Source organism: Paraburkholderia sp. MM5477-R1 (assembly GCF_050436385.1).
In the GTDB taxonomy this organism is placed as follows: Bacteria; Pseudomonadota; Gammaproteobacteria; order Burkholderiales; family Burkholderiaceae; genus Paraburkholderia; species Paraburkholderia tuberum.
The window spans coordinates 95,228-120,675 of sequence record NZ_JBNDMC010000001.1; the positions used below are offsets into that span (position 1 = coordinate 95,228).

The 25,448-nt window shown below is 60.5% G+C and carries 23 protein-coding genes and 4 pseudogenes; 13 read left to right on the forward strand and 14 right to left on the reverse strand.

Annotated elements, in window-relative coordinates; all coding sequences use genetic code 11:
* The 3 genes from OKW35_RS00465 to OKW35_RS00475 are packed head-to-tail and all read left to right on the forward strand — an operon-like array spanning position 1 to position 3,161.
* On the forward strand, positions 1-1,167 hold the full coding sequence (locus OKW35_RS00465) for a Gfo/Idh/MocA family protein (protein WP_429550904.1): 1,167 nt from the start codon (positions 1-3) through the stop codon (positions 1,165-1,167).
* A 42-nt stretch (positions 1,168-1,209) separates the two neighbouring features.
* Positions 1,210-2,157, forward strand: coding sequence for a PDR/VanB family oxidoreductase (locus OKW35_RS00470; protein WP_429550905.1), 948 nt, complete (start codon positions 1,210-1,212; stop codon positions 2,155-2,157).
* Positions 2,158-2,168: 11 nt separating this feature from the next.
* Positions 2,169-3,161 (forward strand): ABC transporter substrate-binding protein, encoded by a 993-nt coding sequence (locus tag OKW35_RS00475; protein WP_429550906.1) that lies wholly within the window; start codon positions 2,169-2,171, stop codon positions 3,159-3,161.
* A gap of 58 nt (positions 3,162-3,219) precedes the next feature.
* Here the strand turns inward: OKW35_RS00475 and OKW35_RS00480 are convergent, their stop codons facing one another.
* Positions 3,220-4,179, reverse strand: a complete 960-nt coding sequence (locus tag OKW35_RS00480) for an IS5 family transposase (protein WP_429550907.1) — start codon at positions 4,177-4,179, stop codon at positions 3,220-3,222.
* Positions 4,180-4,511: 332 nt separating this feature from the next.
* Here OKW35_RS00480 and OKW35_RS00485 point away from each other — a divergent pair, with 332 nt between their 5' ends.
* Complete coding sequence (locus tag OKW35_RS00485; protein WP_090811495.1) at positions 4,512-5,597, forward strand: IS630 family transposase; 1,086 nt, start codon at positions 4,512-4,514, stop codon at positions 5,595-5,597.
* Here the strand turns inward: OKW35_RS00485 and OKW35_RS00490 are convergent.
* The 3 genes from OKW35_RS00490 to OKW35_RS00500 all read right to left on the reverse strand — a co-directional run bounded on the left by OKW35_RS00490 (position 5,554) and on the right by OKW35_RS00500 (position 8,449).
* Positions 5,554-6,183 (reverse strand): carboxylesterase family protein, encoded by a 630-nt coding sequence (locus OKW35_RS00490; RefSeq protein WP_429550908.1) that lies wholly within the window; start codon positions 6,181-6,183, stop codon positions 5,554-5,556. The genes OKW35_RS00485 and OKW35_RS00490 overlap by 44 nt on opposite strands.
* Positions 6,164-7,186, reverse strand: a complete 1,023-nt coding sequence (locus OKW35_RS00495) for a carboxylesterase family protein (RefSeq protein WP_429550909.1) — start codon at positions 7,184-7,186, stop codon at positions 6,164-6,166. The genes OKW35_RS00490 and OKW35_RS00495 overlap by 20 nt, the downstream gene beginning before the upstream one ends.
* A 75-nt stretch (positions 7,187-7,261) precedes the next feature.
* Entirely contained in the window at positions 7,262-8,449 is a 1,188-nt protein-coding gene (locus OKW35_RS00500) for a porin (protein WP_429550910.1), read from the reverse strand.
* Positions 8,450-8,686: 237 nt separating this feature from the next.
* Here OKW35_RS00500 and OKW35_RS00505 point away from each other — a divergent pair, with 237 nt between their 5' ends.
* From OKW35_RS00505 to OKW35_RS00515, 3 genes are all read left to right on the forward strand, one after another.
* Positions 8,687-9,199 (forward strand): MarR family winged helix-turn-helix transcriptional regulator, encoded by a 513-nt coding sequence (locus OKW35_RS00505; RefSeq protein ID WP_429550911.1) that lies wholly within the window; start codon positions 8,687-8,689, stop codon positions 9,197-9,199.
* A complete protein-coding gene (locus OKW35_RS00510; RefSeq protein ID WP_429550912.1) occupies positions 9,166-10,524 on the forward strand; it encodes an MFS transporter in 1,359 nt (452 codons plus the stop codon). Before OKW35_RS00505 ends, OKW35_RS00510 begins: the two co-directional genes overlap by 34 nt.
* A gap of 191 nt (positions 10,525-10,715) precedes the next feature.
* On the forward strand, positions 10,716-11,189 hold the full coding sequence (locus tag OKW35_RS00515) for a MarR family winged helix-turn-helix transcriptional regulator (RefSeq protein ID WP_429550913.1): 474 nt from the start codon (positions 10,716-10,718) through the stop codon (positions 11,187-11,189).
* Between the two features lie 136 nt (positions 11,190-11,325).
* On the opposite strand, the pseudogene OKW35_RS00520 reads toward OKW35_RS00515, so the two are convergent.
* The 3 genes and pseudogenes from OKW35_RS00520 to OKW35_RS00530 all read right to left on the reverse strand — a co-directional run.
* Positions 11,326-11,459 (reverse strand): annotated as a pseudogene (locus OKW35_RS00520) (IS5/IS1182 family transposase); the annotation flags it as partial.
* Positions 11,459-11,935: a bacteriohemerythrin gene (locus OKW35_RS00525; RefSeq protein WP_429550914.1), complete on the reverse strand. Its 477-nt coding sequence runs from the start codon at positions 11,933-11,935 to the stop codon at positions 11,459-11,461. The pseudogene OKW35_RS00520 and the gene OKW35_RS00525, both read right to left, overlap by 1 nt.
* 113 nt (positions 11,936-12,048) lie before the next feature.
* Entirely contained in the window at positions 12,049-12,306 is a 258-nt protein-coding gene (locus OKW35_RS00530) for a hypothetical protein (protein WP_429550915.1), read from the reverse strand.
* Between the two features lie 173 nt (positions 12,307-12,479).
* On the opposite strand from OKW35_RS00530, the gene OKW35_RS00535 reads away from it, so the two are divergent.
* The gene (locus tag OKW35_RS00535) at positions 12,480-13,811 is read left to right on the forward strand and encodes a Rieske 2Fe-2S domain-containing protein (RefSeq protein ID WP_429550916.1); all 1,332 of its coding nucleotides are present in this window, start codon (positions 12,480-12,482) and stop codon (positions 13,809-13,811) included.
* 16 nt (positions 13,812-13,827) lie between these two features.
* Positions 13,828-15,003, forward strand: coding sequence for a Gfo/Idh/MocA family protein (locus tag OKW35_RS00540; RefSeq protein WP_429550917.1), 1,176 nt, complete (start codon positions 13,828-13,830; stop codon positions 15,001-15,003).
* Positions 15,004-15,050: 47 nt separating this feature from the next.
* On the opposite strand, the pseudogene OKW35_RS00545 reads toward OKW35_RS00540, so the two are convergent.
* The 4 genes and pseudogenes from OKW35_RS00545 to OKW35_RS00560 all read right to left on the reverse strand — a co-directional run bounded on the left by OKW35_RS00545 (position 15,051) and on the right by OKW35_RS00560 (position 18,422).
* Positions 15,051-16,347 (reverse strand): annotated as a pseudogene (locus OKW35_RS00545) (IS4 family transposase).
* Positions 16,348-16,502: 155 nt separating this feature from the next.
* Positions 16,503-17,347 (reverse strand): annotated as a pseudogene (gene nadC, locus OKW35_RS00550) (carboxylating nicotinate-nucleotide diphosphorylase).
* 143 nt (positions 17,348-17,490) lie between these two features.
* Positions 17,491-18,087 (reverse strand): MarR family winged helix-turn-helix transcriptional regulator, encoded by a 597-nt coding sequence (locus tag OKW35_RS00555; RefSeq protein WP_429550918.1) that lies wholly within the window; start codon positions 18,085-18,087, stop codon positions 17,491-17,493.
* Between the two features lie 47 nt (positions 18,088-18,134).
* Positions 18,135-18,422 (reverse strand): hypothetical protein, encoded by a 288-nt coding sequence (locus tag OKW35_RS00560; RefSeq protein WP_429550919.1) that lies wholly within the window; start codon positions 18,420-18,422, stop codon positions 18,135-18,137.
* A gap of 52 nt (positions 18,423-18,474) precedes the next feature.
* On the opposite strand from OKW35_RS00560, the gene OKW35_RS00565 reads away from it, so the two are divergent.
* Positions 18,475-18,720 (forward strand): hypothetical protein, encoded by a 246-nt coding sequence (locus tag OKW35_RS00565; protein WP_429550920.1) that lies wholly within the window; start codon positions 18,475-18,477, stop codon positions 18,718-18,720.
* Positions 18,721-18,811: 91 nt separating this feature from the next.
* On the opposite strand, the gene OKW35_RS00570 is transcribed toward OKW35_RS00565, so the two are convergent.
* Positions 18,812-19,804, reverse strand: coding sequence for an ABC transporter substrate-binding protein (locus tag OKW35_RS00570; RefSeq protein ID WP_429550921.1), 993 nt, complete (start codon positions 19,802-19,804; stop codon positions 18,812-18,814).
* A 46-nt stretch (positions 19,805-19,850) separates the two neighbouring features.
* A complete protein-coding gene (locus OKW35_RS00575; RefSeq protein WP_429550922.1) occupies positions 19,851-21,197 on the reverse strand; it encodes an MFS transporter in 1,347 nt (448 codons plus the stop codon).
* 238 nt (positions 21,198-21,435) lie between these two features.
* Between OKW35_RS00575 and OKW35_RS00580 the strand changes: the two genes are divergently transcribed.
* Both OKW35_RS00580 and OKW35_RS00585 read left to right on the forward strand, forming a co-directional pair.
* Positions 21,436-22,404: a PDR/VanB family oxidoreductase gene (locus tag OKW35_RS00580; RefSeq protein ID WP_429550923.1), complete on the forward strand. Its 969-nt coding sequence runs from the start codon at positions 21,436-21,438 to the stop codon at positions 22,402-22,404.
* 232 nt (positions 22,405-22,636) lie between these two features.
* Entirely contained in the window at positions 22,637-22,882 is a 246-nt protein-coding gene (locus OKW35_RS00585) for a hypothetical protein (RefSeq protein ID WP_429551219.1), read from the forward strand.
* A 476-nt stretch (positions 22,883-23,358) separates the two neighbouring features.
* Here the strand turns inward: OKW35_RS00585 and OKW35_RS00590 are convergent.
* Positions 23,359-23,567 (reverse strand): annotated as a pseudogene (locus OKW35_RS00590) (2-oxo acid dehydrogenase subunit E2); the annotation flags it as partial.
* A gap of 528 nt (positions 23,568-24,095) precedes the next feature.
* On the opposite strand from OKW35_RS00590, the gene OKW35_RS00595 reads away from it, so the two are divergent.
* Positions 24,096-25,271 (forward strand): tyrosine-type recombinase/integrase, encoded by a 1,176-nt coding sequence (locus OKW35_RS00595; protein WP_429550924.1) that lies wholly within the window; start codon positions 24,096-24,098, stop codon positions 25,269-25,271.
* The last annotated feature ends 177 nt before the right edge of the window (positions 25,272-25,448 follow it).

Here is a 25,448-nt window from a genome sequence, read left to right on the forward strand (position 1 = left end):
ATGAACACCATCACAAATCCAACAGGGCGTCTGCGCCTTGGCATGGTCGGATTCGGCGCAGCGGCACGGGCGTTCCTGCCGTCCCTCGCCCAGCACCCGGAATTCGAACTGGCCGCTATCGTTGATCCTGTCGAGCAAATCCGCACGGAAGCCGCTGCGGAATTCGGCGTAGCAACCTACGCCCGGATCGAAGCAATGCTGATGCATCCCGGTCTTGACGCCGTGTACGTCGGCTCGCCTACGCAGTTGCACCGCGAGCACGTGGAGCTGGCTTGCGCAGCAGGCAAGCACGTGCTGGTTGAGAAACCGATGGCGGTCAGTCTGGCTGACGCGCAGTCGATGGTGGAAGCCGCCACGAAGGCAGATGTTGTGCTGCTGGTCGGGCACTCTCACAGCTACGATGAACCGGTCCACTTGATGCACAGCCTTATCGCGAGCGGTGACTTGGGCCAGGTGCGCATGGTGAACACGTGGTGCTACAGCGACTGGATTTATCGGCCGCGCCGCCCGGATGAACTGAATGACAATGAAGGCGGCGGCGTGACGATCCGTCAAGGCGCGCACCAGTTCGACATCATTCGGCTACTGTGCGGCGGTGAAGCGCGTACCGTGCGCGCGAAGACGTTCGATTTTGACGCGCAACGCAGCGCGACCGGTGCGCACATCGTGTTCATCGAATTTTCGAATGGTGCTGCTGCAACGGCCGTATACAACGGCTACGGCCGCTTCTCCAGCACCGAGCTGGTCGGTGGCGTTGGCGAATGGGGCTTCAATGCACCGACCGCTGCGCGCGCCCGTATAGCCCCCAAAGACGAGTTGCGCGCCAAGCAGGCCCGTGCGAAACACGCTATTCCCGGCCGCGCGCCCTTCCAGCCACACTTTGGCCTCACGCTCGTGAGTTGCGAGCGCGGGGAAATTCGCCAGTCCCCCGAGGGACTGCTCGTCTATAGGGATGAGGGTATGTCTTTACTCAAGCTGCGCACGGACACATCACCGCGTGAACGCGTGATGGCCGAATTTTACGACGCGATCACCGGACGCCGCCCCGCGCTGCATGATGGTCAATGGGGACTCGCCAACCTCGAAATCTGCCTGTCTGCACTGCACTCATCGCGAAATGGCTGCGAAATTCCGCTGGCGCACCAGTGTGCGCCGAAGGCCATCTAACCCACCTTCAGGGGACGCCGGAACCGACCGGCCTGAACAATCATGAATCGAACACTGACGCTTGATGTTACCGGCAAAACTCTGCTTGCAGACGGCATTTACGAGTTCGAATTTCGCTCACCCGATCGCGAGCCGCTGCCGGCATTTACTGCCGGTGCGCACGTATTGATCGAAACGCCGGGTGGCGTTGCGCGCCGTTATTCCCTGTGCAATGCGCCGTCTGAGCGCGATCGTTATGTTGTCGCGGTCAAGCTCGATCCGAACAGCCGAGGCGGCTCTATCAGCATGATCAATGACGTGCCGATCGGCAGCCGCCTGAGTGTGTCGGTACCGGAGAATTACTTCGCGCTCACCGATGCAGCGTCCGATTACCTGCTAATCGCAGGCGGAATCGGCATCACACCTATGCGCGCAATGATGGCCGAGCTTGATGCACGCGGCGCACGCTACCGGCTCGTGTACTGCACGCGTTCGCCTGAAACGACTGCCTTCCTCGGAGAGCTTGCTGCGCTGCCATCGCACCGTGTCCAGATTCACCACGATCACGGCGACACTGAACAGTCACTTGATTTCGCCAAGCTGCTTGCGACGCGCGAAGGCAATACGCATCTCTACTGCTGCGGTCCTCGCCCGCTCATGCAGGCTGTGCGTGATGGCGCATCGGGCTGGCCGTCGTCGGCGGTCCATTTCGAGGATTTCGGCACAAGCACGTCTCCCGGCGATCAATCCGGCAGCTTCACCGTCATACTCAAAGGCAGCGGCGTGTGCGTGAATGTTGCGCCGGGACAGAGCATTCTGGCAGCGTTGCGTGAGGCTGGCGTTGAAACGCCCAGCTCGTGCGAAGCGGGAACCTGCGGAGCCTGCCGGACCGCGCTCTGCGCTGGCGAGGCTGATCACCGTGATTTCGTGCTCGATGACGACGAACATGACAGCGCGATCATGATTTGCGTGTCGCGCGCGAAGTCAGATGAACTGGTACTTGACCTTTAAAAGGAGTCAGTGTGAGTAAATTGCAGCTTTCGGTTGCGGTCGGTCCCTACGACCGTATGCGCCCTCTAGTAGACGGCGAAGTGCAGATCGAGGGGGTCGATCCGACGTTCATGTTGCAGGAACCGGAAGAAATCTTCTTCCGGGCATTCCGTCACGCAGACTACGACATCTGCGAATTGTCGCTCAGCAGCTACTCAGTCAAGACAGCGAACGGAACTTCACCCTACATCGCAGTGCCGGTCTTCCCATCGCGCGCGTTCCGTCACACGTCCGTGTACGTCAACGCAAATGTCGGCATCAACAGCCCGGAAGACCTGAAGGGCAAGCGTATCGGCGTGCCGGAATATCAACTGACCGCCAACGTGTGGGTGCGTCTGTTCCTCGAAGAGGAATACGGCGTGAAGGCTTCGGATATTCACTGGATTCGCGGCGGCTACGAAGACCCCACGCGTGTTGAGAAGATCATACTGAACCTGCCTGCGGATGTGAAGCTGGAGAACGCACCCGAAGGCAAGACGATTTCCGGCATGCTCGAAGCGGGTGAAATTGATGCGCTGATCGGCCCGCGTGCACCATCGTATTTCGATCTCGGCTCCCCGAATGTGAAGTATCTGTTCGACGATCCGCAGGCAAGCGCTGCTGACTGGTACCGACGCACGAAGCTGTTCCCGATCATGCACACGCTCGGCATTCGTCGCACGCTGGTCGATCAGCATCCGTGGCTACCGATGTCGGTGATGAAGGCGTTCGAGCAATCGAAAGCGCTCGCCCTGCACCGGCTGACCGACACATCCGCTACCAAGGTCACACTGCCGTTCATCGAAAACCAGCTACGCGCAGCACGTCAACTCATGGGTGATGACTTCTGGTCGTATGGTTTCGCCGCAAATGAGAATACCGTGAACCGCTTCCTAAAGCGGCATCATGAGGAAGGGCTGTCGAGCCGCCAACTCGATGCAAAGGAACTGTTCCATCCGTCGAGTGTCGAGAGCTTCAGCATCTAAAAACGGCGTTGTTGCGTAAATCAGGCGTAGAGACAACATGCCCTCTGTGATGTCGATCTCAGGCGATACGGACGGACTGCGGGCGTGCGATGGCCGCCATGCGGTTGAGCACGCCTGCACGAATCGAGACTTCGGTTGCCTGGGAGCCAATCTCGCGAGCCCACAGGCAGGAGCCCGTGAGGATCTTGAGCCGGTACATCAGGGCCTCTGCCAGCGAGCGACGATGGTAGCCACTCGCCTGCTTCCATTCACGTCTGCTGCTTGCCGCGATCGCGTCGATGGCAGCGTTGCGCCAAGCCGCGCCCGGCGTGCTCACTGGCCACGGCGTCGCGCCTTCACGTGGCGGAATCGAAGGGACCGCTGTGCGCGCCGCAATTCGCGCATGGCATGCCTTGGTGTCGTAGGCACCGTCGCCGCCGATGGTATCGATTGCCACATCTGCAGGAATCTGGTCGAGCAGATCGGGCAGAACTTCGCCATCGCCTTCGTCTTGATGGGTCATAAGCGCGGCGCAAATCTGGCCCGTGTTCGCATCCATCGCCAGGTGCACCTTGCGCCACGTGCGACGTTTGGACCAGCCGTGCTTGCGTACCTTCCACTCGCCTTCGCCGTAGACCTTCAGGCCGGTGCTGTCGACTACCAGGTGCAAGGGCTCGTTGGCGCGCCGCGTTGGCAGTACAACCTTCAGTGTCTGTGCGCGGCGGCTCAAGGTCGTGTAGTTCGGCACCGGCAAGCCCGGATAGCCGAGTTTGCGCAGACTGAGCGCGAAGCCCTGCACAGCGCGCAGCGGCAGATGAAAAACCTGCTTGAGGCCGAGCAGCATCTGGATTGCCGCATCACTGTAGATGCGCGGTCGGCCGCGCCTGGCAAAGCCAGCCTCGGGCAGCTGCGTCAGTACGCTTTCATCAATCCACATGGTCACATCGCCTCTCGCAATCAAGCCCGCGTTGTATTCACGCCAGTTCTTGACGCGGTACGTTCCTTTGGGCTCGCTTGCCTTGCGTTCGTCCTTGCGCATCTTCTCGGTGAAAAAGTCGAGAATCTACGCAGTTCAGAGTGAAGTTAACATCCTGGTCAACCCCAGCGTTGTGCGCAAACGTCATCGCCGACCGCCGTGATTTCTGCAACAACGCCTCTAAAAACCCTCCATAAAAACGAAACGCCGGAAATCTCCCGGCGTTTCTCTTTATTGATTCAAAGACTTCCAGCCGAAATAGCTGTCCCAGAAATCGTACTGCGCGCGATCATGTATCGCGCCCGGACCGATGGTTGGACCTAGTGTAGTGCGTCGTAAATAATGCAACTTAATCGCGATTTGCGAGTCTCCTTCCAGGTGATGAGGGAGAACCCATGAGAATCGCGGCAAAAGTTGAGCTGAGCGAAGGCCAGCGCAAACAATTGGAAACGTGGGCGGCTGGGCGGAGGGTTCCGGTACGACTGGCCGAGCGTGCCAAGATGATATTGCTCGCGGCACTGGGCCACACAGACAAAGAGATCGGTGTGCAGTTGGGTATCTGGCGAGGCACGGTGGCGCGCTGGCGAGCGCGCTTCATCGCGGACGGTGTGGCGGGGATCGAGCGGGACGAGACGCGACCCGGGCGCAAGCCGAAGATCTCTGCGCGCAAGGTCAAGGCCATCGTGGCGATGACCACGCAGCAGCGTCCCGATAACGCGACGCATTGGAGTACGCGCAGCATGGCGGCAGTGGCCGGCGTCAGCGAGGCGAGCGTGAGGCGCATCTGGCAGGCGCATGGACTCAAGCCGCATCGGATAGAAACCTTCAAAGTCTCGAACGACAAGCACTTTGCCGAGAAGCTGGAGGACATCGTCGGCCTTTATCTCGATCCACCTGAGCACGCACTGGTGTTCAGTTGTGACGAGAAGTCCCAGATTCAGGCTCTGGACCGGACCCAGCCTGGCTTGCCGATGAAGCGAGGTCGAGGTCAGACGATGACGCACGATTACAAGCGCAATGGTGTGACGACGTTGTTCGCCGCGATGAACACGCTCGATGGCAGCATCATTGGCCAGTGCCAGACGAAGCATCGTCATCAAGAATGGCTGGGCTTCCTGCGCAAGATCGATCGCAGCACCCCCAAGGGTAAGGAACTACATTTGATTGCCGACAACTACGCCACTCATAAGCATCCCGAGGTGAAGGCGTGGCTGGCCAAGCACCCACGATTTCACATGCATTTCACGCCCACCAGCGCTTCCTGGCTCAATATGGTCGAACGCTTCTTTCGTGATCTGTCCGAGAACCAGCTACGGCGGTCAGCCTTTCGCTCGGTACCCGAGTTGGTCAGCACGATCGAGCAGTACATTGAAAAGCACAATGGTGATCCAAAACCCTTCATCTGGACCGCTAAAGCTTCCGACATTCTGGCGAAAGTCACGCGTGCCCGCACCAAGCTGAATAAGATGCAATCCGTTTGACGCAGACCACTAGGTACATCGCACGCGGCGCACGCGACTGAAACGCCGGCCATAATGGCAAGCCACTGCCGTTCGGATGGCCGTGCTTCGCAAAGTTGATCCAGTAACGTGACACGATTCCCGACAGACGCGTATCCGCGGCCGTTACAGGGCCGCCGGGTATGGAGAGCGTGTGAAAAATGTAGGGAATCTCAGCGCCATGCGAGGCTTTGAAAGCATAACCCGGATTCTCGTGAAATATCTGCTGCTGCGGAACAGGTAGCGGCTGGTCGTAGTAGTAGTAATAGACTTTGTTCTTTCCCGTGCTCGCCTGAAGGCGCGCCCAAGTCCAGTTTTGCCAGCCGAACCAATCATCGCGCAAGCTGCCCTCGCTCGAAACGGTCGCTTCCACATCGTTGCCGGCGGGATATACCCGCAGATAGGCGGTTTCGTTTCCACCGAAACGTTCTTTGGACTGACTGATGAAATCGTGAGCGTTCGACACGTGCGCAAACATCGTGCCTTCGTCTGCATTCGAGCCCGTCATCAGCGGGACATCGTTTTGCAGGCCGCGCCGAAATGTTTCCTCAGGCGAACGCGGCAACATATACCCATCGATGACCGGCCACGCGGAGTCGAACCGGTTTGACGAAGGGGGGCGCAGCAAGTATTGCATCCGCAGATAGTGCACGCAGCTCGGCAAGTGTCGATACGCCGAGCGTGTGTGCAAACGCAATACCACTCTGCTCTGCACTATGCAGATCTTGGACCGCATCAACGGCGGCTGCATGCGCAGGTGGTCCGAAACTCGCACCGCTCTCGCCAATCGCGCGCTGGAACAATCCATGCGCCAGCGGGGATGCCATCAAGTAGCTGATGCTGATAGACCCTGACGACTGCCCGGCCACCGTCGCATTATCCGGATCGCCGCCAAACGTTGCGATGTTATTTTTGACCCACTGAAGCGCAGCGATTTGATCAAGGAGCCCGTAATTGCCCGAACTATGTTGTGGCGATTCCTCGGCTAGCTCGGGCAAGGCGAGAAAGCCGAACCTTCCGACGCGGTAATTGAACGAGACCACCACAACGCCCTCGCGTGCGAGTGCCTTGCCATCAATCATAGGGTTCGACGACATGCCTCCGTGAAAGCCGCCGCCATAAATCCAGACGATTACGGGTCGCTTCGTTCCCGAGTTTGCGCCAGCCCAGACGTTCAGGTACAGACAGTCCTCGCTGCGCAGCTCGCCGCTACCCGTGAAAAATAGACGACGTTGCATCGAATCGGGCGGTTCATCTCTCTGGATGCAGGTCGGACCGAATGCCGTCGCCGTGCGCGCGCCAGCCCATGGCTGCACCTGTTGCGGCGCGCGCCAGCGTAACGGTCCGACCGGCGGCGCCGCGAACGGTACACCCTTGAAGATATGAATCTCGCCATCGGCTGTAGTCTCACCCACAATCGTGCCGCTCGTGACATGAATCTGCGGCAATGCTTTGGCAACCGCAGACATAGCCGGGAGTAAAAGCGCACTACCTACCCAGGGGATGATCACGGCGTGCCGCAAGCCTCGCGCAAATGACCTGCGACGGTTGATGGGTGTAAGCTCCTGCATCACGTCTCCATATATTTTTATGTGGCCGGGATCCTACGCTGCGTGGTTCCCGACTGGATCACCGCGACTGAAACATCAGAACCGCTTCTGAATACCGAGGCGCACGTACACCTGATGGTTCGTTGTCGATGGCGTGATGTTGTAGATCGACGCGACAGCATCGTGCCCGGTCGAATCGGTACCGCTTGCCTTCTGGTAGACACTGAGTAGATAAAGCAGCGTTGTCTTCGAAAGCGCGTATTGCGCAGCGAGTCCCGCCTGATTGTACGACGCGCCTGTATGGCCACTGACGCCGGATGTCTTTGTGTACTGATACGCCGCACCAAGCAGGACGGCCGGCGTTACCTGCCACGTGGCGTTAATTTCGCCCGTGTTAAAGGTTGCCGTGCCACTGATGCCGCCAGCGGGCACCGGTCCAGCCGAATTCTTGCCGAGGCCACGGAACTGCGTATTCGAGTAGTTCGCGCCGAGCCTCACCGGCCCGAGCTGATACGCTGCACCGGCCGCGATCGCCTGCAAGGAATTCGCGGATGCAAATCCCGTTGTCACAGGCGAACCCGCGAAATTCGCACCTGGCACGCCGTTTGATGTGGCAGCCGGCGAGCCCGTGTCGCCCCAGAATGATACGTTAGGCTGACGCACGTTCAGGTAGCCGATGCCCGCGGTCAAGGGACCCTGGCTGTAGTCTGCGCCGAGCGAATAAATCTGGTTGCGCGTGAAGTCGCCCGCCGTGCCGCCCATCCCGTACATGCCGCCTACACGAAAGCCGTAGAATTCTGGACTCAGGTACTTGACGGAATTGTTGGTGCGATTGGTGTGCGCCATCTGGTCAACGTCACCAGGGTGCGCAAGGGGCGGCCCGCCCCACGAGTTGGCAACGGCAAACGGGTTGACGAAATCGACAATCGAATCGTACTGGCGACCCAGCGTCACTGTGCCGTAGTGCTTGTCCGACAGCCCGACCCAGGCCTGACGGCCGAACATCAAGCCACCCTGACCGAGTTTGCCGTTCGTGATATCGAATCCGTTCTCAACCCGGAATACCGCAGCGAGCCCGGCACCAAGGTCTTCCTTGCCCAGTAACCCGAAGCGACTGCCGTTCAGCATGCCCGAAGTCATGTTGACAAGCGGTTTGCCGTTTGCGTTGCTCGTGTAGTTGATTCCCACATCAAGCAAACCGTACAGCGTCACACTACTTTGCGCAAAAGCCGTGCTGCCGACCACACCTAATCCGGCAACAGCTATCCATTTGACCGCGTTCATTCTGTCTCCACCCGTTAAAAATTCTTGTCCTGCGTCAAGCAGAATGCCCATCTGGGGCGTCCCGCCTTGATATAGTTAGTCACCTAAGTTAATATATTAGCACTGGACGCATCAGCGTCAACCCGGGCCTAACTAGTGGTAAACGCGTCTTTTATGGGATTCAATTCGCGATCTTCGTTTGAGAAGTCAATATCTCATGTTCATACCATCGGTAGTTTTACTTAGGTTACTAATTTCATGGATGCAACGAAATCCGCGCGCGGTCCGGTTGCAGCGGCGCACAGGGGTAGTGACGAACGCATCGCACATCTGGTCAAGGATGCATACCGTGGACTGTCGAGTGCGCTGCAAGCGCGCCTGCGCTCGCACGATGTCATGTACGGTCACTGGACGTTCCTGCGCATCCTCTGGCAGACCGACGGAATCACTCAGCGGCAACTGAGCGATCAGGCAGGCGTCAGGGAACCCACGACTTTCTCGGCAGTGCAGTCGATGGAGAAGCTGGGCTATGTCACACGGCAAAAAATGCCAGACAACCGCAAGCAGGTTCGCGTGTTCCTCACGCCCAAAGGCGCATCATTGCGCGCGTTGCTGGTACCGGCTGCCGAGGAAGTCAACGACATGGCGCTCATTGGCATTCCGGCGAGGAATGTTGCGATCACGCGTGAAACGCTGCTCGCGATCAACGACAACCTCGCGCTACCCAGTAGCACGTTATGCCTCAGACCACGACACATCATGACGGGTTGACGGGCAGTCGCCTATATCTTGGCATACTTGCAATCTCGCTCGCGACTGCACTTGGCATGCTTGACAGCGTGATCGCAAACGTAGCGTTGCCAACTATTACAAAAACGCTGCACACCAGTCCCTCGGATTCGGTGTGGATCATCAACGCTTACCAGCTCTCGATCATCATGTCGTTGCTGCCGCTGTCGTCGCTAGGCGACCGTGTGGGCTATGCGCGCGTCTATATGGCGGGGCTCGCGATCTTTACGTGCTCATCGCTGATGTGCGCGATGTCGAGCTCACTAGACATGCTCATTGTTGCGCGCGTCTTGCAGGGCTTTGGCGCGGCCGGTATCAGCAGTGTGAATACCGCGCTCGTCAAGACGATTTATCCGTCGCGGCTGCTCGGCCGGGGTGTAGGCATCAGCGCCTCGGTCGTTTCGATTTCGACCGCGGCCGGTCCGACGATTGCAGCGGCGATCCTTTCTGTCGGGCCGTGGCCATGGCTGTTCGCAATCAACGTGCCACTTGGAATGATCACATTCCTCGTCAGCTTCATGGCGCTGCCCCGCCCGCCTATTTCGAAAGCGGCCTACGACTACGGGAGTGCGCTGCTGAATGCGGCAACGTTCGGCCTGCTCGTGCTGGGCGTGGATCGCATGGGTCATGGCAACGGTATCAGCGCAAGTGTCGTGATCCAGTTGGCTGCGTCAGCAACCTGCGCATGGCTGCTCGTGCGTCGCGAGCGGGGTCGCACACAGCCGCTGCTTCCCGTCGATCTGCTGCTTAAGCCCGCATTTCTTCTGGCCGTGCTCACCTCCATCTGCTCATTCACCGCGCAGATGCTTGCGTTTGTGTCGCTGCCCTTCATGCTACAGGACGCACTCGGCCGCAGTGCGATGGAGACTGGCGCGCTCATTACACCGTGGCCGGTCGCTGTTATTGTCGTGGCACCATTCGCTGGCACGCTGTCGAACCGCTACGAGGCAGGAGCGCTCGGTGGTGTCGGACTCGCGATTCTCGCGCTCGGTCTCGCGTTGCTCGCGTTGATGCCCGCGCACCCTGCATCGTTCGATATCGGCTGGCGGATGGCCGTGTGTGGCACAGGCTTCGCGCTTTTCCAGACGCCGAACAACCGGGCAATTCTCGCAGTCGCGCCGCCGGGCCGAACGGGTAACGCAAGCGGTATGATCGGCACGTCACGTACGCTGGGCCAGACACTCGGCGCGGTGCTGACCGCACTTATCCTGGTGGTTGCGCCGAGTCACGCCGGGCCTGTCGCATTGACGACCGGCGCGATCTTTGCTGGGGCTGCGGCGGCGCTGAGTCTTACACGTATGCTATAAGCGTTCTGCGTCGATACGTACCCGCGCTTCAGATCGCCCATATCGTTCGCTTCAGCGATGCGCCCAGCGTCAATCAGCTTAATATGCCGTCTACTGAATCGGACCCGGAGCTGATTTGCGATAATCACTGCTACTGCGATTTCCGGGGTAGAGGCACACACATGACAAAACAGGAACCAGCCAAAGTCGAAATGGGTGCGGCGAAATCCACACCGCGCAAGCCGGCGGCCGCCGATGAACGCATAGCACACCTGGTCAAGGATGCGTATCGGGGGTTGTCGAAGGCGTTACAGATCCGTTTGAAGGAGCGTGACGTCATGTACGGTCATTGGACGTTCTTGCGGATCCTCTGGCAAACCGACGGAATCACTCAGCGACAGTTGAGCGAGCAGGCCGGCGTCATGGAGCCGACCACCTTCTCAGCATTACAGTCGATGGAAAAGCTCGGTTATGTCACGCGCAAGAAAATGCCGGACAACCGCAAGCAGGTCCGCGTGTTCCTTACGCCGAAGGGTGCGGCGTTGCGCGCAGTGCTGGTGCCAGCCGCCGAGGAGGTCAACGACATCGCATTGGCCGACATTCCGGCGAAAGACGTCACGCTCCTTCGCAAGACGCTTGTCGCCATTATCGAAAACCTCGCTCGCGCGGAAGCAGCAGGCCGTTGAATTGCTTCTCGCCTTGACGCATTCCCCCTTTCGCCGCTCAGGACGATCGCCGCGCAGCACTCGGTTTCTGTTCAATCGCCGGATTTCAATGCGAACCGGTTAACGGTAAGCGCCTCACGGCGCCCGTTCCGGTGCATCAGGAGCCCTGCAAGCACAGCGCGGCCAACGATCTCAGGCGCTTCAGGTTATAGGCCGCCATCGTCTGCGTCAGTAATCGATCCACTTCCCCAGGCCTCGAACGATGACCTGCCGCAGCGGCTCGATCGTCTTCAAATCGTCCGTCTTAAGACAACAGGCTTTCCGCCCATCTTCTGTTTCGTCATCCATGCGGCGAGCGCCGAATCCAGGTAGTCGGCGTGTCCCGGAAACCAGTTGTACAGATGCATGCCGATGTCATGCACCAGCGCGCAACCGGCCTGCCCTGCTTCGACCGCTGCTTTAACGTCTCGGACTGACTTCAGCACGGCTTCGTGCTCGTCGATGTGGCAATCGCGCGGGGGAAAGTTTGTCGTGCGCATCCATTCATCTTCCTGCTCGAAATGGCTGACGGCATGTTTTTCGAATTCCGCTATCGCGGACAGGGCGTTCGCATCGGAGCAGGTCACGAGCCGTAGCGCGACTTCATAGAATTCCTTATGCACGTCATCCATCGGCGTGAAGCCGAGTAGCCGTGCGTCCGACCACACAAGGCTGTTGTCACTTTCCCGCACAGGGGCTTCGACATCTTTCAATACAGAGTCCGTCATGTTCGATCAATCCGGCTTTATCAAGATCTATATCATAGCCGCGAAACATAGAACGCCGCGAATTCCCCAGCATTCGACCGTCAGCGCGGCTTAAATCCTTAAGTCTTTCGAGGCTAGCCGGGTGGAACGATTCGGCCGGCATTCAGGCACGCGATGCGCTTGCCCTTCAAGTCTTCAGGCTTATCGATACCGCGATCTGCAGCACCCGGTCGCCGCTTATCGTTGCGCGCCCTTTCGCGCCGGTATACCTCCGTTTCCGGTTTCAACGGATTCATCCCAGCGTGCTTCCCGGGATCGATGACGACAACATAGCCGGCCCGACCGAAGCGCATCGCACGAAGCGCAGCCAGCGCCTCGCTAATCAGTTCCATAGGCGATGAATCCCACCTATTTATTTGGATCGAATATTCCTGGTCCAGCGGCACGTCTGACCATGCGTAGTTTCCCGGATGCCCCTGAAAGGCGCTTGCCATTTTCCCTAGATCTCTAATATAGTAGAGCAACACCTGCTGATGAAGGCGACCCAGTCGCCGGGAGACATGACATGCTGAACCACCAAGAAAACGAATTGCTGTGCCGCGTCGAAGGCGATGCCCCGATGGGCCAACTGATGCGCCGCCACTGGACGCCGGTGTGCCTGATCGAAGAAGTCAGCGAGCCAGATGGCGCGCCTGTCAAAGCGCGCGTATTTGGCGAGGACCTCGTCGTATTCCGGGACTCGGAAGGCCGCGTTGGGGTGCTGGACGAGTACTGCCCGCACCGTCGCGCATCGCTCGTCTACGGCCGCAATGAAGACGCCGGCCTGCGCTGCCTGTATCACGGTTGGAAGTTCGACGTCTCAGGCAACGTGCTTGAAATGGTGTCCGAGCCGGCCGCGAGCTGCATGACCGACAAGGTCAAGCACAAGGCCTACCCGGTGCGGGAATGGGGCGGCATGGTGTGGGCATATATGGGCCCGCAAGATGCCATCCCCGAATTCGTGCCGCCGGCCTGGGCGCCGACCGCCGACACCCGCGTAAGCATCGCAAAAGCACTGCTGCCGTGCAACTGGGCGCAAATCCTCGAAGGCGCGATCGACTCCGCACACAGCTCCAGCCTGCATTCGTCCGACTTCGTACCGGCACGCGTCGGCGGCGCCGAAGCGACCGACAAGAACTGGCTGCGCCCCTCCACAGACAAGGCCCCGCGCCTGCAGGTCGAGCGTACCGACTACGGCTTCCGTTACGCCGCGCTGCGCCGCCCGATCTTCAATGCCAGTACGCACGACTACGTGCGCTCGACGGTGTTCGTGGCGCCTGGCACGGTGCTGATTCCGCCGAACAATCTCTACAACGTCGCGAACATCAACGTGCCGATGGATGATACGAATACGGCGTTCTACTTCATCGCCTGGGGCGATCCGGAGACGACGCCGGAAAATGAAACGTGGCGCAAGTTCCTGCGTCAGCAGGTCGGTGTTGATCTCGACCAGTACTATCGTCCGCTGCGCAATCACGACAACCGCTTCTGGCAGGACCGTCAGGCGATGAAGGCTGGCAATTTCACGGGTATTTCGGGCTTCCCGAACCAGGACATCGCCATGTGGGTCACCATGGGTCCGATCGCGAACCGCTCGGACGAGCGCCTCGGCGCCAGCGATTTTGCCATCGTCGAATTCCGTCGCCGCATGATCGATGCGATCGACGAATTCGAGAAGGATGGCGAAGCAATTGGCACCGGTGCAAAGGCGATTTCCCGGGATGTGTGCTCGTACCAGGCTGTCGTGCCGAAGGAAATCGACTGGCGCACGTATGCCGCGCGCTACGTTAGCAAAAACAATGCCGAACCGGCCGACCAGCCGTCCGTGCTCGCAACGGACTATCAGGTCAAGCAATAACGGGAGGCACACGGTCATGGAGCAGCGCCGTTTGCGCATCGGGGTCGCAGGACTGGGACGGGCATTCTCGCTGATGCTGCCGACCTTCCTGCGCGACCCCAGAGTCCAGCTCGTCGCTGCGTGCGATCCGCGTGACGATGCGCGGCGGCAGTTCGCCGCCGACTTCGCGGCGCCCACCTACGCGGACGTGGCAGAGTTGGCGGATGACCCCCACGTCGAGATCATCTACGTTGCGAGTCCGCACCAGTTCCACGCGCGGCACACTGAAGTTGCCGCGGCAAAAGGCAAGCACGTGCTGGTCGAAAAGCCGATGGCGCTCGCCGCTGCGGACTGCGATCGCATGATCGCTGCATGCCTTGCAGCGCACGTGCACCTGATCGTCGGCCATTGCCACAGTTTCGATACGCCGTACCTGCGTACGCGCGAATTGATCAGCAGCGGCGATTTCGGCGCGGTGAAAATGATTCAGGCTGTCAACTACACCGACTACCTGTACCGCCCGCGCCGGCCCGAGGAACTGGCGACGGCTGAAGGCGGCGGTGCCGTCTTCAGCCAGGCGGCGCACCAGGTCGACATCGTGCGCATGCTCGCCGGTTCGCGCGCGATCCGGCTGCGCGCGAGTGTCGGCCGATGGGATCCGTCGCGCCCGACCGAGGGGGCCTATTCGGCGCTGATCTGGTTCGAGAACGGGGCCTATGCCTCGCTCTCGTACAACGGCTACGGCCACTTCAACACCGAAGAGTGGAGCGGCTGGATCGGCGAGATGGGCGAGCGCACAAGCCCCGACACATACGGCAGTGCCCGCCGCCGTCTGGAAACCCTCGCCTCGTCGGGCGACGAGGCAAAGCTCAAGGCGGCCGGCACCTACGGCGGATCGGCATACAAGCCGCTAACGGCTGCCGCGGCCGAGCCGCAGCAATTTCATCAGCATTTCGGCCCGGTCATCGTGTCTTGCGAGAATGCGGACCTGCGCCCGCTGCCCGATTCGATCGTCATCTACGGCGACGAGCAGCGGCAAACGCTGCCACTGCCTGCAGCCGTCGTACCGCGCGCCGAAGTCATCGACGAGTTATATGGCGCGGTCGTCGACGGACGCTCGCCCCTTCACGATGGCGAATGGGCGAAGGGCACGCTGGAAATCTGTATCGCGATTCTGAAGTCGAGCGAAACGGGCGCAGATGTAGCGCTTTAACAGTTCGAGGTAAGCGCAAAAAGCCCTCGTTGCCCTTTAAATGCCATTCAGTCGAGGTCTCTCTTGAGGACTCGAACGGTGTAGCGAAACGGTCGCGATTTGACGGCTCGAGCGCAACTGCGCCCGGGCCGTTTCTCATTGGGAAGTTGTTTGAGCCGCTGATGCAGACGCTTGAGCAGCGCGGGCAGTTTGCCGTACGAGCGCGTCATGGCTGCCCATGTCATTTCGTACTGAAGGGTGTGGAACGCGCGGACGAAGCTCAGTTCATCGGGGGCGTGTCCGGCCGCGAGTGCGGCTTTGGCCATCTCCAGACGTATCAGGTTGTGGGCGATCAGCGTGCCCCGGAATTCCTGATAGACACCCTTCCACGGTCTGGCTGCGAAGGGTCAGCTCCATACCCAGCATCGACTGCGTGAACTCGTGGTAGCTGGTCTCTATCTGCCAGCGGCGCCCGTAGCACGAGACAATGTCGGCGGCCCTGAAATCTCTTCGATCAGTCAGCGACGTCAGCAGCGTCCGTTGCCGCCCACTTGCATACACGGCAAGCACGGCGCGCGCGCTTGCCAGGATTCGGGCAGCTCCGGGCACTTCGTGCGGGCCTGCGGCGAGACTCGCATACGCACGATCTGGTCACCGTCGTGCCCGCTCACAACCTCGCACCGCAGATTGGATTTGGCCGGAATGATGAAATGCCGGTTCTCGCCGCCCGAGACCAGATTGCACAGGAGTCCGGCCGACATGACCCCCCTGTCGAATACGGTGATGGAATTGGCCGGCACACGGGCAATGAGTTCGCGCGCCGAGACCATTTCGCTGATGTCGTAAGGCCCAAACACTGCATCGCGCACCAGATGCGTGGCAAGCGCGGTGAGCGTAACCGCGAGCAGTTTGGGATAGCTGCCAACGCGGCCATGAGCGGCGGCAGAGGCGCCGAAATGTCTGCGGTTGGCGGCACTGTCGGCGGTGCGCAGCGTGGTGCCATCCATCGCGAACGACGAGAATCCCTTGAAGAGGTACTGGTCCTGATCCTGCGCAACCCAGTTTCTGGCTGATTCGTGAAAAGCCATGCCAGCGGCCCCGCGCCCACGCGCTGCCGCGCCTGACTGAGGGCACTCTTACTGACAAACCACGCATCGGCCACAGGTAGCGCGAGGTCCAGTTCACCGACGACCTCGCTGATCGACTGATGCCGGTACAACGCGAGCGCGATTACAAGCCAGATCACCTGTTGCGCGGGAAGGCGACGCCGGCGAACGCTGGCACTGCCACTCCCCGTACTGCAGGCTCGATCCATTCATACGGCAGATGCGATTCGACAAGAAGGCGCAGATCATCAACCAGCATGGCGATGCAAGTTAAAACATCGCCGCGCCGCGTTTCGCTTAACTGAACGGCACTACCTCGTTGCCCTCGTTTTGAGCTGAGCCATGCGCAGTCACAACGAGGGATTTTTTATCGGCGCTTCCTTAAACGGGGCGCACATATGCGCCGCGATCTCGCTACCCGGCGAACGCCGTGAAACGCAATGAAAAATCAATCGCCCTGACGTTCTTCGTCAGCTTACCTATCGAAATACGGTCCACGCCGGTCTCGGCAATAGTTCGCAGCGTCTGCTCGGTCACACCGCCCGAGACTTCCAGCTCGGCGCGCCCTGCGGTGACACGCACAGCCTCGCGCATCGTCTCGATTGAGAAATTGTCGAGCAGAATCGCCGCGGCGCCCCAGCCAACGCTTCGCTCAACTCATCGAGCGTCTCCACTTCGACCTGCACCGGCACACCCGCACCCAATGCTTGAGTGGCGCGAAGGGTCGCCGCAATGCCGCCGCCCGCCGCAATGTGGTTTTCCTTGATCAGGATGCCGTCGTACAACCCACGACGATGGTTTTCGCCGCCGCCAATACGCACTGCGTACTTTTGCGCCAGGCGCAAGCCGGGAAGCGTCTTTCGCGTGTCGAGAATCCGCGCAGACGTGCCTTCGACGATCCGCGTCATCACGCTTGTCTCGGTGGCCACGCCAGAAAGCAACTGAATGAAGTTGAGCGCGGTACGCTCGGCGGTGAGCATACCGCGCGCCGGGCCAGCGATCCGGCAGACGGTCTGCCCTTCGTGCATCCGTTCGCCCTCGCCGACAAACCAGTTAATCGTGATGTGCGGGTCGACCTGCTGGAGTGTTTCATCGAACCACGGTCTGCCGCACAACAGGGCGGGTTCGCGTACGGTCAAGACGGCTTCGGCTGAAGCGTCGGGGTCGATCAGTAGCGACGTCCAGTCAGCCTCGCCGACATCTTCCGCGAGCGCATCGCGGACGTTGCGCGTCATCGCCGCGCGGGTCATTCCATCCATTCCAGATCCGTATTTTTTTGAGCGAAAGAGCAGCATGCCGTGGCCTGCCGTCGTGCCTGTAGTGGACTTGGCACGCCCGCCAATATTATTAGATCCATAATGAATATGCTACTCGGGAATGACCTGAAGCGCCGAGCTGCGCCTCATTCCTGATCTATTTCTTCTCCGCGTGCCGCTATCAGGTTGCCCACTTCCCGCGTCGACGGAATGCGCAACGCCGGGTTGTCCGACTCCGATTCGTCGCGCGCCATGTTCTCGATGATCGTCAGCAGAACCTTCCGCGCGACACTGATCTCGGTGGTTTTCAGGCCCCTGACGCTAATTTCGTTGACTTCTTCCGCGAGCGGGACGAGCTTGTTTTTCAGGCTCCGGCCGCGCGGCGTCAGATAGACGTGCGTGTTCTTGCGATTGCCGGGCTCGTAGCGGCGCTCGACATACCCGAGCTTTTCCATTGCCGACACCGCACTGAACGTGGTGGGCGTGGTGGTGCCCGTCTCGTCGCTGAGCTCCTTCTGCGTGAGCCCGTCGGTGACCCATAGGACACGCAGATACGCCCAGTGGCCGAACGAGACTTCATGCTGCGCCAGGCGCATTTGCAGACCGCGAATCATCGCGCGGCCCGCATCCTTCACCAGGTGAGCAAGACGATCATCCGGAACCGCCTCGCGCCAATGCCGCAGAATGGGGTCCTCGCTCGGGACCCCGCCCTTGCCCTTGCCCGAAGTACGTGCTGCTGCCATGCCTTCCTCGCTGTTATTGGGACCACACCGGTAATAATCATAGCGCTTTAGCCCGCGCGAGAGGCATTGGAGCGCATCGTCAAAGCCGCCTGGAAGGCGTGGCGAAAGCCCATGGTCACGCCCGCCTGGTTCATGCCTGGTGCAATGTCCACGCCCGTGCCGCGAATACCGACATTGGAAAATGAGCGATTGGAGACATGCGCCCCTTTCGCATACGCGTCGGTGCGCTTGGACAGCGAGTAGTCGACGAGCAATACCCCCATCGTCGGGCCGCCGCGCGGATTGCGAAACTGTGTGTGATAGACGCTGGCGGAAACGGAAAGCGGCGCATTCACCCTCTAGGTCACGCCACCCGAACAGAGCAGCGAGCTCGGAGGCAGATCCGCATTGCACGTGTTCAGCCAGCGCGGGCCCGCCAGTGTCGTGACCGGCCCGAAGTTGTACGACACGCCGACCAGCGCGCGCTACCGCGCATTGCTCTGCGTCGCAATCGAAGTGCCCTGCAACTGGTCGTACGTCAAGCCGGTGCTGAACGGCCCGCGATCAGGCCGCCATGCAGGCGAGCGTCAGCACCCGCCGCAGGCGAGCGGGAACGTGTGTCTCTTCATGTTCATCTGTCTTCTGGATCACTGAACACACTGGATTTATTTTCCCCTTCCGCGCATCCGTCGCGCACCCAGCGGCTGCCGGATGCGCGACGGCATAAGCAGCCGCCGCGAGGGAATCAGATCTTGAATCGCTCCAGGCTGGCCGGGTGGAACAGTTCGGCAGGCTGCAGGCGACGGCTCGACAATCCCTCGGCGTGGTGCTGCGCGAGGAAGCGGTCGATCACGTGCTCGTTGTTCGCGAATCCGTACGACCAGAAGTCGTGCCCCATCAGACGCCGTGCATTGCGCAACTGGTCCTCGATGAACGGCAGCGTCACCTTGGTCGCCGACGTGTCGCTCAAACGGACCAGCGCGACTTCCTTCGATTGCTCGAACGCCTTCGCGATCGCACCGGGCAGCCACGGGTGCTGATCCGCGAGCGTCTTGCGAATGCCCAGCGTGTGCATGATCGGGAAGAGCGCCCTGCGCTCGTACCATTCGGCGGCGCTCTTTTGCGGATCATCGAAGAGATACTTGACCTTCGGATGCCCACGGTCGAAGCACGACGGCGCGCGCGGTCCGATCACGCCGTCAATCTCGCCGTCGGCCAGCAGGTTCGAGATCGTCTGCCCTTCGGGTGCGCTTTCCAGCACGACGCCTTCAGGCAGTTTGAGCGCGATCTTCTCAACGCGCGTCGGATCATCGTAGCCGCCCCGCACCCAACGGATATCCGACGCCTTTACACCATATTCCTCTTCGAGAAAAAGGCGCACCCATACGTTGGCGGTCAACTGGTATTCCGGCACGCCGATGCGTTTGCCCTTCAGGTCCTCGGGCCGGTCGATTCCACGGTCGGAACGCACGTAGATCGAGCTGTGTCGGAACGCGCGCGACGGAAAGACCGGCACCGCGATGTAGGGCGAGGTGCCCGCAGCCGTCTTCACCGAATAGCTGCTGAGCGAAAGCTCGCAAATGTCGTAGTCCGCGTGCCGGAACGCACGAAAGAAGATTTCCTCCGGGTCCTGCAGCATGAACACGGGATCGACACCGTCGATCTGGACGTCGCCGTCGATCAGCGGCCGCATCCGGTCGTAGTTGCCCACCGCGATGGAAAGTTGAAGCTTGCTCATTCCTGCTCCTGTCTGACTGTCGAAATTCTGGCCGTCGCGTGCATCGTCACGCGCCGGATTGCTGTACCTGCCGCTCGCGCGGTACGCCGAAGAAGACGGCGATGCCGCCGATGAAAACGAGCGCCGCGACCAGCAGGATGCCGGCCGAAAAGCTGCCGGTCACGCTCTTCACCCAGCCGAGGACGATTGGTGCGAAGAAAGCACCCACCTGACCGAGACTGCTGATCACGCCGATGCCGCCGGCGGCCGCCGCGCCCTTCAGGTAGTTCGGCGGAATGGTCCAGATAATGGCGGCGGCCGCGAAATAGCTCACCGAAACGAGACTCAGGCACGCGATGGCGGCAACCGAGTTGTGCGTCAGAACCGTCAGGAGCACGGCGCCCGTGGCGCCCGCTGTCGTTGACAGCACGAAGTGCCAGCGGCGCTCGAGCCGCAGGTCGGAGCTGCGTGCGATCAGCAGCATGGCAACCGCGCCGACGATATAAGGCAGCGCCGACAGGAAGCCGATCTGCAACAGGTTGGAAACGCCCGCCTGTTTGATGATCGTGGGCGTCCAGTAGTTGAGGATGGTTCCGCAAATGGGCACCGTGGCCCAGCCCGCGGCAATCACGTACACGCGCGGGTCGCGCAGCGCCGCGAAGAGCGTGCTCGGCGAGCTATGCGGCTTGCTGCGACCTTCCTCGTCGAGCGCGCCGATGACAATTCGCTTCTGATCCTCGGTCAGCCACCTCGCATCTTGCGGCCGGTCGACCAGGTAGAAGTAAGCCACGACACCGGCAATCACGGCAGGTACGCCTTCAAGGAAGAACAGCCACTGCCAGTTGCGAAAGCCCCAGACGTCCATGAAGTTTTGCAGGATGAACCCGGAAAGCGGGCCGCCGACAATCCCCGCAACCGCGATCGCCAGCAGGAACCGGGACGTAATACGAGCGCGGCGCTTCGACGGGTACCAGTACGAGAGATAGAGGATGATGCCGGGCCAGAAGCCCGCTTCGGCCGCGCCAAGCAGCGTCCGGGCGAGATAGAACTGCCATGGAGCGGTCATGAACGCCATGGCAGTCGAGATGGCGCCCCACAGCAGCATGATCCTCGTGACGGTCTTGCGGGCGCCAATGCGCCGCAGCAACAGCGTGCTCGGCACTTCGAGCAGGATGTAGCCAATAAAGAACAGACTCACGCCGAGCCCGTACGCTGCGTCGCTCAACCCGAGATCGTGCTTGAGCTGCAACTGCGCGAAGCTGACGTTGACGCGATCGAGATAGTTGAGGACCCAGCACAGGAAAAGAAAGCTCATTAGCCTTAACGTGATCTTGCGGTATGTCGCCTCCTCCGCCGCCGAGTCGGCTATGGCAGGCAGGGATAAGTCCCCGGCGTGCAACGTTGAATGTGCCATGACTGAATGTCTCCGAATTTCACTCGTGTTACCGGCTGGAACAGGTGTTCCTTCACCGTATAACTAGATGTCTAATATTCAGGTTACGGCGGCTTTATGTCGCTGACAAGCACGGGTTTATACCGAGAGCAAGATCGCGAAGAATCGCTCTTCTTGACTTGCGTAATTAGAGATCTAGCAATATTATGCAATCCATGTTGACGCAACGCAAGACCGGACCGGTCAGAAGGAGACAGACATGACGCCCCCATTGGAAGACGGTTTTCTTTGTCTGAAGATTGCTGTCAAAGAGAAGATCGCCCGTGACATCTGGCGCTTTGAACTGACCGACCCGCAAGGCGCGCCGTTGCCGCCGTTCGAGGCGGGCGCAAACCTGACCGTCGTGGTGCCCAACGGCTCGCGACGAAGTTATTCGCTGTGCAATGACTCGCAGGAGCGCGATCGGTACGTCATCGCGGTGAAGCGTGACAGCAACGGACGCGGCGGTTCGATGAGCTTCATCGACGATACGGCCGAGGGCGACGCCGTGGACGTCTCTTTGCCCCGCAACGAGTTTCCCCTCGATGAGCGCGCAAAGTCATTCGTTCTCGTCGCGGGCGGCATTGGTATCACGCCGATGCTGTCGATGGCGCGGCAGTTGCGGGCGGAAGGCCTGCGCTCGTTCAAGCTGTATTACCTCGCCCGCGATCAGGAAGGCACGGCGTTCTTCGATGAACTGACCAGCGACGAGTGGCGGTCGGACGTGAAGATTCACCACGATCACGGCGACCCGTCGAAAGCGTTCGACTTCTGGCCTGTGTTCGAGAGGTCGAAGTCGGCGCAACACGTGTACTGCTGCGGCCCGCAGGCGCTGATGGACACCGTGCGGGACATGACCGGCCACTGGCCGTCGGGCACGGTGCACTTCGAGAGCTTCGGTGCAAGCAACGCGGATGCGCGTGAAAGCACGCCGTTCACTGTGCGGCTTTCGCGCAGCGGCACGTCGCTCGACATTCCCGCCAATCGCTCGATCCTAGAGGTGCTGCGCGACGCGAACGTGCGCGTGCCCAGTTCGTGCGAAAGCGGTACCTGCGGCTCATGCAAGACAGCGTTGTGCTCAGGGGAGGCGGATCATCGGGACCTCGTGCTGCGCGACGACGAGAAAGAAACGCAGATCATGGTTTGCGTGTCGCGCGCGAAATCCGCGGAGCTGGTTCTCGATCTTTAAGTGTCGCGGGCGGGGTACGAACGCGTCGCTTGCTCGCCTCCAGCGCGCCCAAATTAGAAAAGCCCCCGCCGAGACGGCAGAAATCCTTAAATGGCATCCAGCATGCCGGTTTTGAGTCAGGAAGTCGTGACGGCTGAAATCAGCGCTTCCTGTGACGACATTCCGCCAGCGCCGATTGGACGCACGCACCTATCTCCATAGCATCGATTCGTCGTATATCGAAGGGAAAATTATGGCGGGCAACAGATCACTGCGTTCCGAGGTCGAAAAGCTCGTTGGCCCGACGCAGGGCCGCGGGGCGTGCGTGCGTCTGCTGGACCGCTCCCGATCGGGTCGAACATGCCGCGTGTGCATTCAAATCGATCGGCCGACCGGAACGTTTTCACTCTTCTTCTTTCGCCATGCCGACGGCACATGGCACGTGTTTCCGCAGGGCCAGCGCCGCCCGGAAATGGGGATCGGTCGCCTGGCTGCCTGACGGTTCAGCAGGCCAGGTGAAGCGCGCAGGCGCGACGATGCTTTGCATTGCTCGAAAAACGGCGAAGTCAATCAATGCAACATCACATCGTCGGGCCTTATCGCGGATTCGTTACCGACGCGCACATGGAGCCGCGCCCGGCCCACTCGTCCGATGGGGTCGCGCTGACATCGCATCACGTGGTCGTTGCGTAGAAGGCAACGAAAACAACACGTCGCCGGTGACTTCGGCGATCCCGTTACATACGAGTCGGAGAGCGTTGCTCTCACGTGCATTGACCGCGAGGCTCGCGCTCTTATCGATGCCATGCTGGCGAATCACGCCGAGCACACGTTAAGTGGTGTTCTGCAATCGTGAATGCAGAGGAATACAACGCATATTGGCGCGACGACCGTTGACTGCTGCCCATCGCAATGGCGATGCATGTTCCGCGCGTATCGCTGCCAGGACCCATGCATTGATGGGACTGACGACTATCACGCGTTCTGCAGATCCGCGATCGTCGCCGCCAGGAAGCGCGCCGCTTCGCCGCCTGTCACGATGCGGTGATCGAACCTCAGGCTGAGCGGCAAAAACCGGTGCACGGCAGGCACGCCGTCTGCCGCGACCACGTGTTCATGGATCGGCCCGCGGTCGGCGGCACGACGATGGGCGCAGCGTATTTCCCGGAAATCATTCCGAAGTGAACGGGGCGCCTTTGGAGCGCCCGCGCGCAGCCTGCCAGCAGGTTTTGCCGCAACGACGGGTTTGACCACCGCTTTAGGCGCCGCCGTTTTGCCTTTCGAGGTCAATTCCGCGCTCGCTGGACGGGGGGCAGTTTTGCGCGCGCATCAACAGGCGGGCCATCTCGGTGAAGCTGCCCGGCTGCCGGACACGATCCGCTGCACCAGCTCGATGCTGAGGCGGAACCCGACCGTCGCGAACGCGCCTGCCCGGGAACCTCAAGAATCACGGCAACTACGCGACCAGCATGCCGGATTTATCTGAGCCTGTTCCATACGAGATCCATCGTCGAACTGACGGCTGTACGCGCTTGCTGACCGGCGCAGTTGCGCGTCGGCAACTGGCTCGTTTTCGCGTCGGCGGGAACATGCGCCCTGCAAGCGCACTATTCTTTAACTCGTTTTAGACATTATGCCTGTAGTGTCAAAAGAGCTCCCACGCGTGCGACAATCGCGATGACACATGCTCCTACCCGTTCCACGATGAAACCATGACGACGATCCTGATCGCGCCGCGCCCGCTCGATGCGCTGGACCTGCCGCCCGACCTTGACGGTCGTCGCGGCATGAACCGGGCGAACGGTCGCCAGCAAATCGACGCAGCTGACGACCTGAGCGCGATCCGCGCGTGGCTGGCACGCGTCGTCGACACGAAGACCACGTTCGACAACTACCGTAAGGAAGCTGAGCGACTTCTCTTATGGTCCATTGTGCAGCTGGGCAAACCCCTGTCATCACTCACGCATGAGGACCTGCTCGCCTACAGGGTATTTCTTGGCGATCCCCAGCCGCGTTCGCGCTGGATGTCGGATGGCGGGCGAAAGTTTCCGCGTCACGATCCGCGCTGGCGACCGTTTTACGGGCCGCTCGCAGTCTCAAGCCAGCGTCAGGCGATGGTCATCCTCAATGCGCTGTTCTCATGGCTTGTCGAAGCGGGCTATCTGGCCGGCAACCCGCTGTCCCTGTCGCGCCAGCGGTCCCGCCGACAGGCGCCGCGCATCACCCGCTACCTGGAACGCGACCTCTGGCAGGAGGTGAAGGTTTATATCGACGGCCTGCCGCGGGATAGCGACCGGGAACAGGAACGTTATTGGCGCGCTCGATGGCTCTTTACCCTGCTCTACCTCGGCGGCCTGCGGATCTCGGAGGTCGGTGGCAACACGATGGGCAAGTTCTTCTGCCGGCGCGACAACGAGGGGAACGAACGGTGGTGGCTGGAGGTGCTTGGCAAAGGCGACAAGGAACGACTCGTCCCCGCATCCGCCGAGATGATGGTCGAACTCGCGCGGTACCGGCGCGCGCGCGGGCTCGCACCGTCGCCGTCCGCGCACGAGGACACGCCGCTGGTGTTGCCGCTCGGCAAATCGACGAAGCCACTCACGCGTGCCGCGCTGCACTCGATCATTAAAAGTATCTTTGCTGGCGCAGCGGACAAATTGAGGCTTCGCGGAGAAGACTATGCCGCGCGAGCGACGCACCTGGAGCGTGCATCCGCACACTGGCTGAGGCACAGCGCCGGATCGCACATGGCCGACGGCAACCTCGATCTGCGACTCGTGCGAGACAACCTCGGACACGCATCGATTTCGACGACGAGCATCTATCTTCACAGCGACGACGACACCCGTCACCGGGAGACGGAAGAAAAACATCGACTGGACTGGTGATGATGGATTTCACTACCGGCTGCGATTTTGCGCAGAGAGAGGCGGTTCCGCCCGGAGGTCCGCGTTTGCCGCTGCTGCATCAGTATGCTTGAGCGTAATCACCTCAAGTTCGATAGCACGAGCAACGCACATATCATTCGTTATCCATAACAACCACCGCCGAGCGATGGGCCGTAG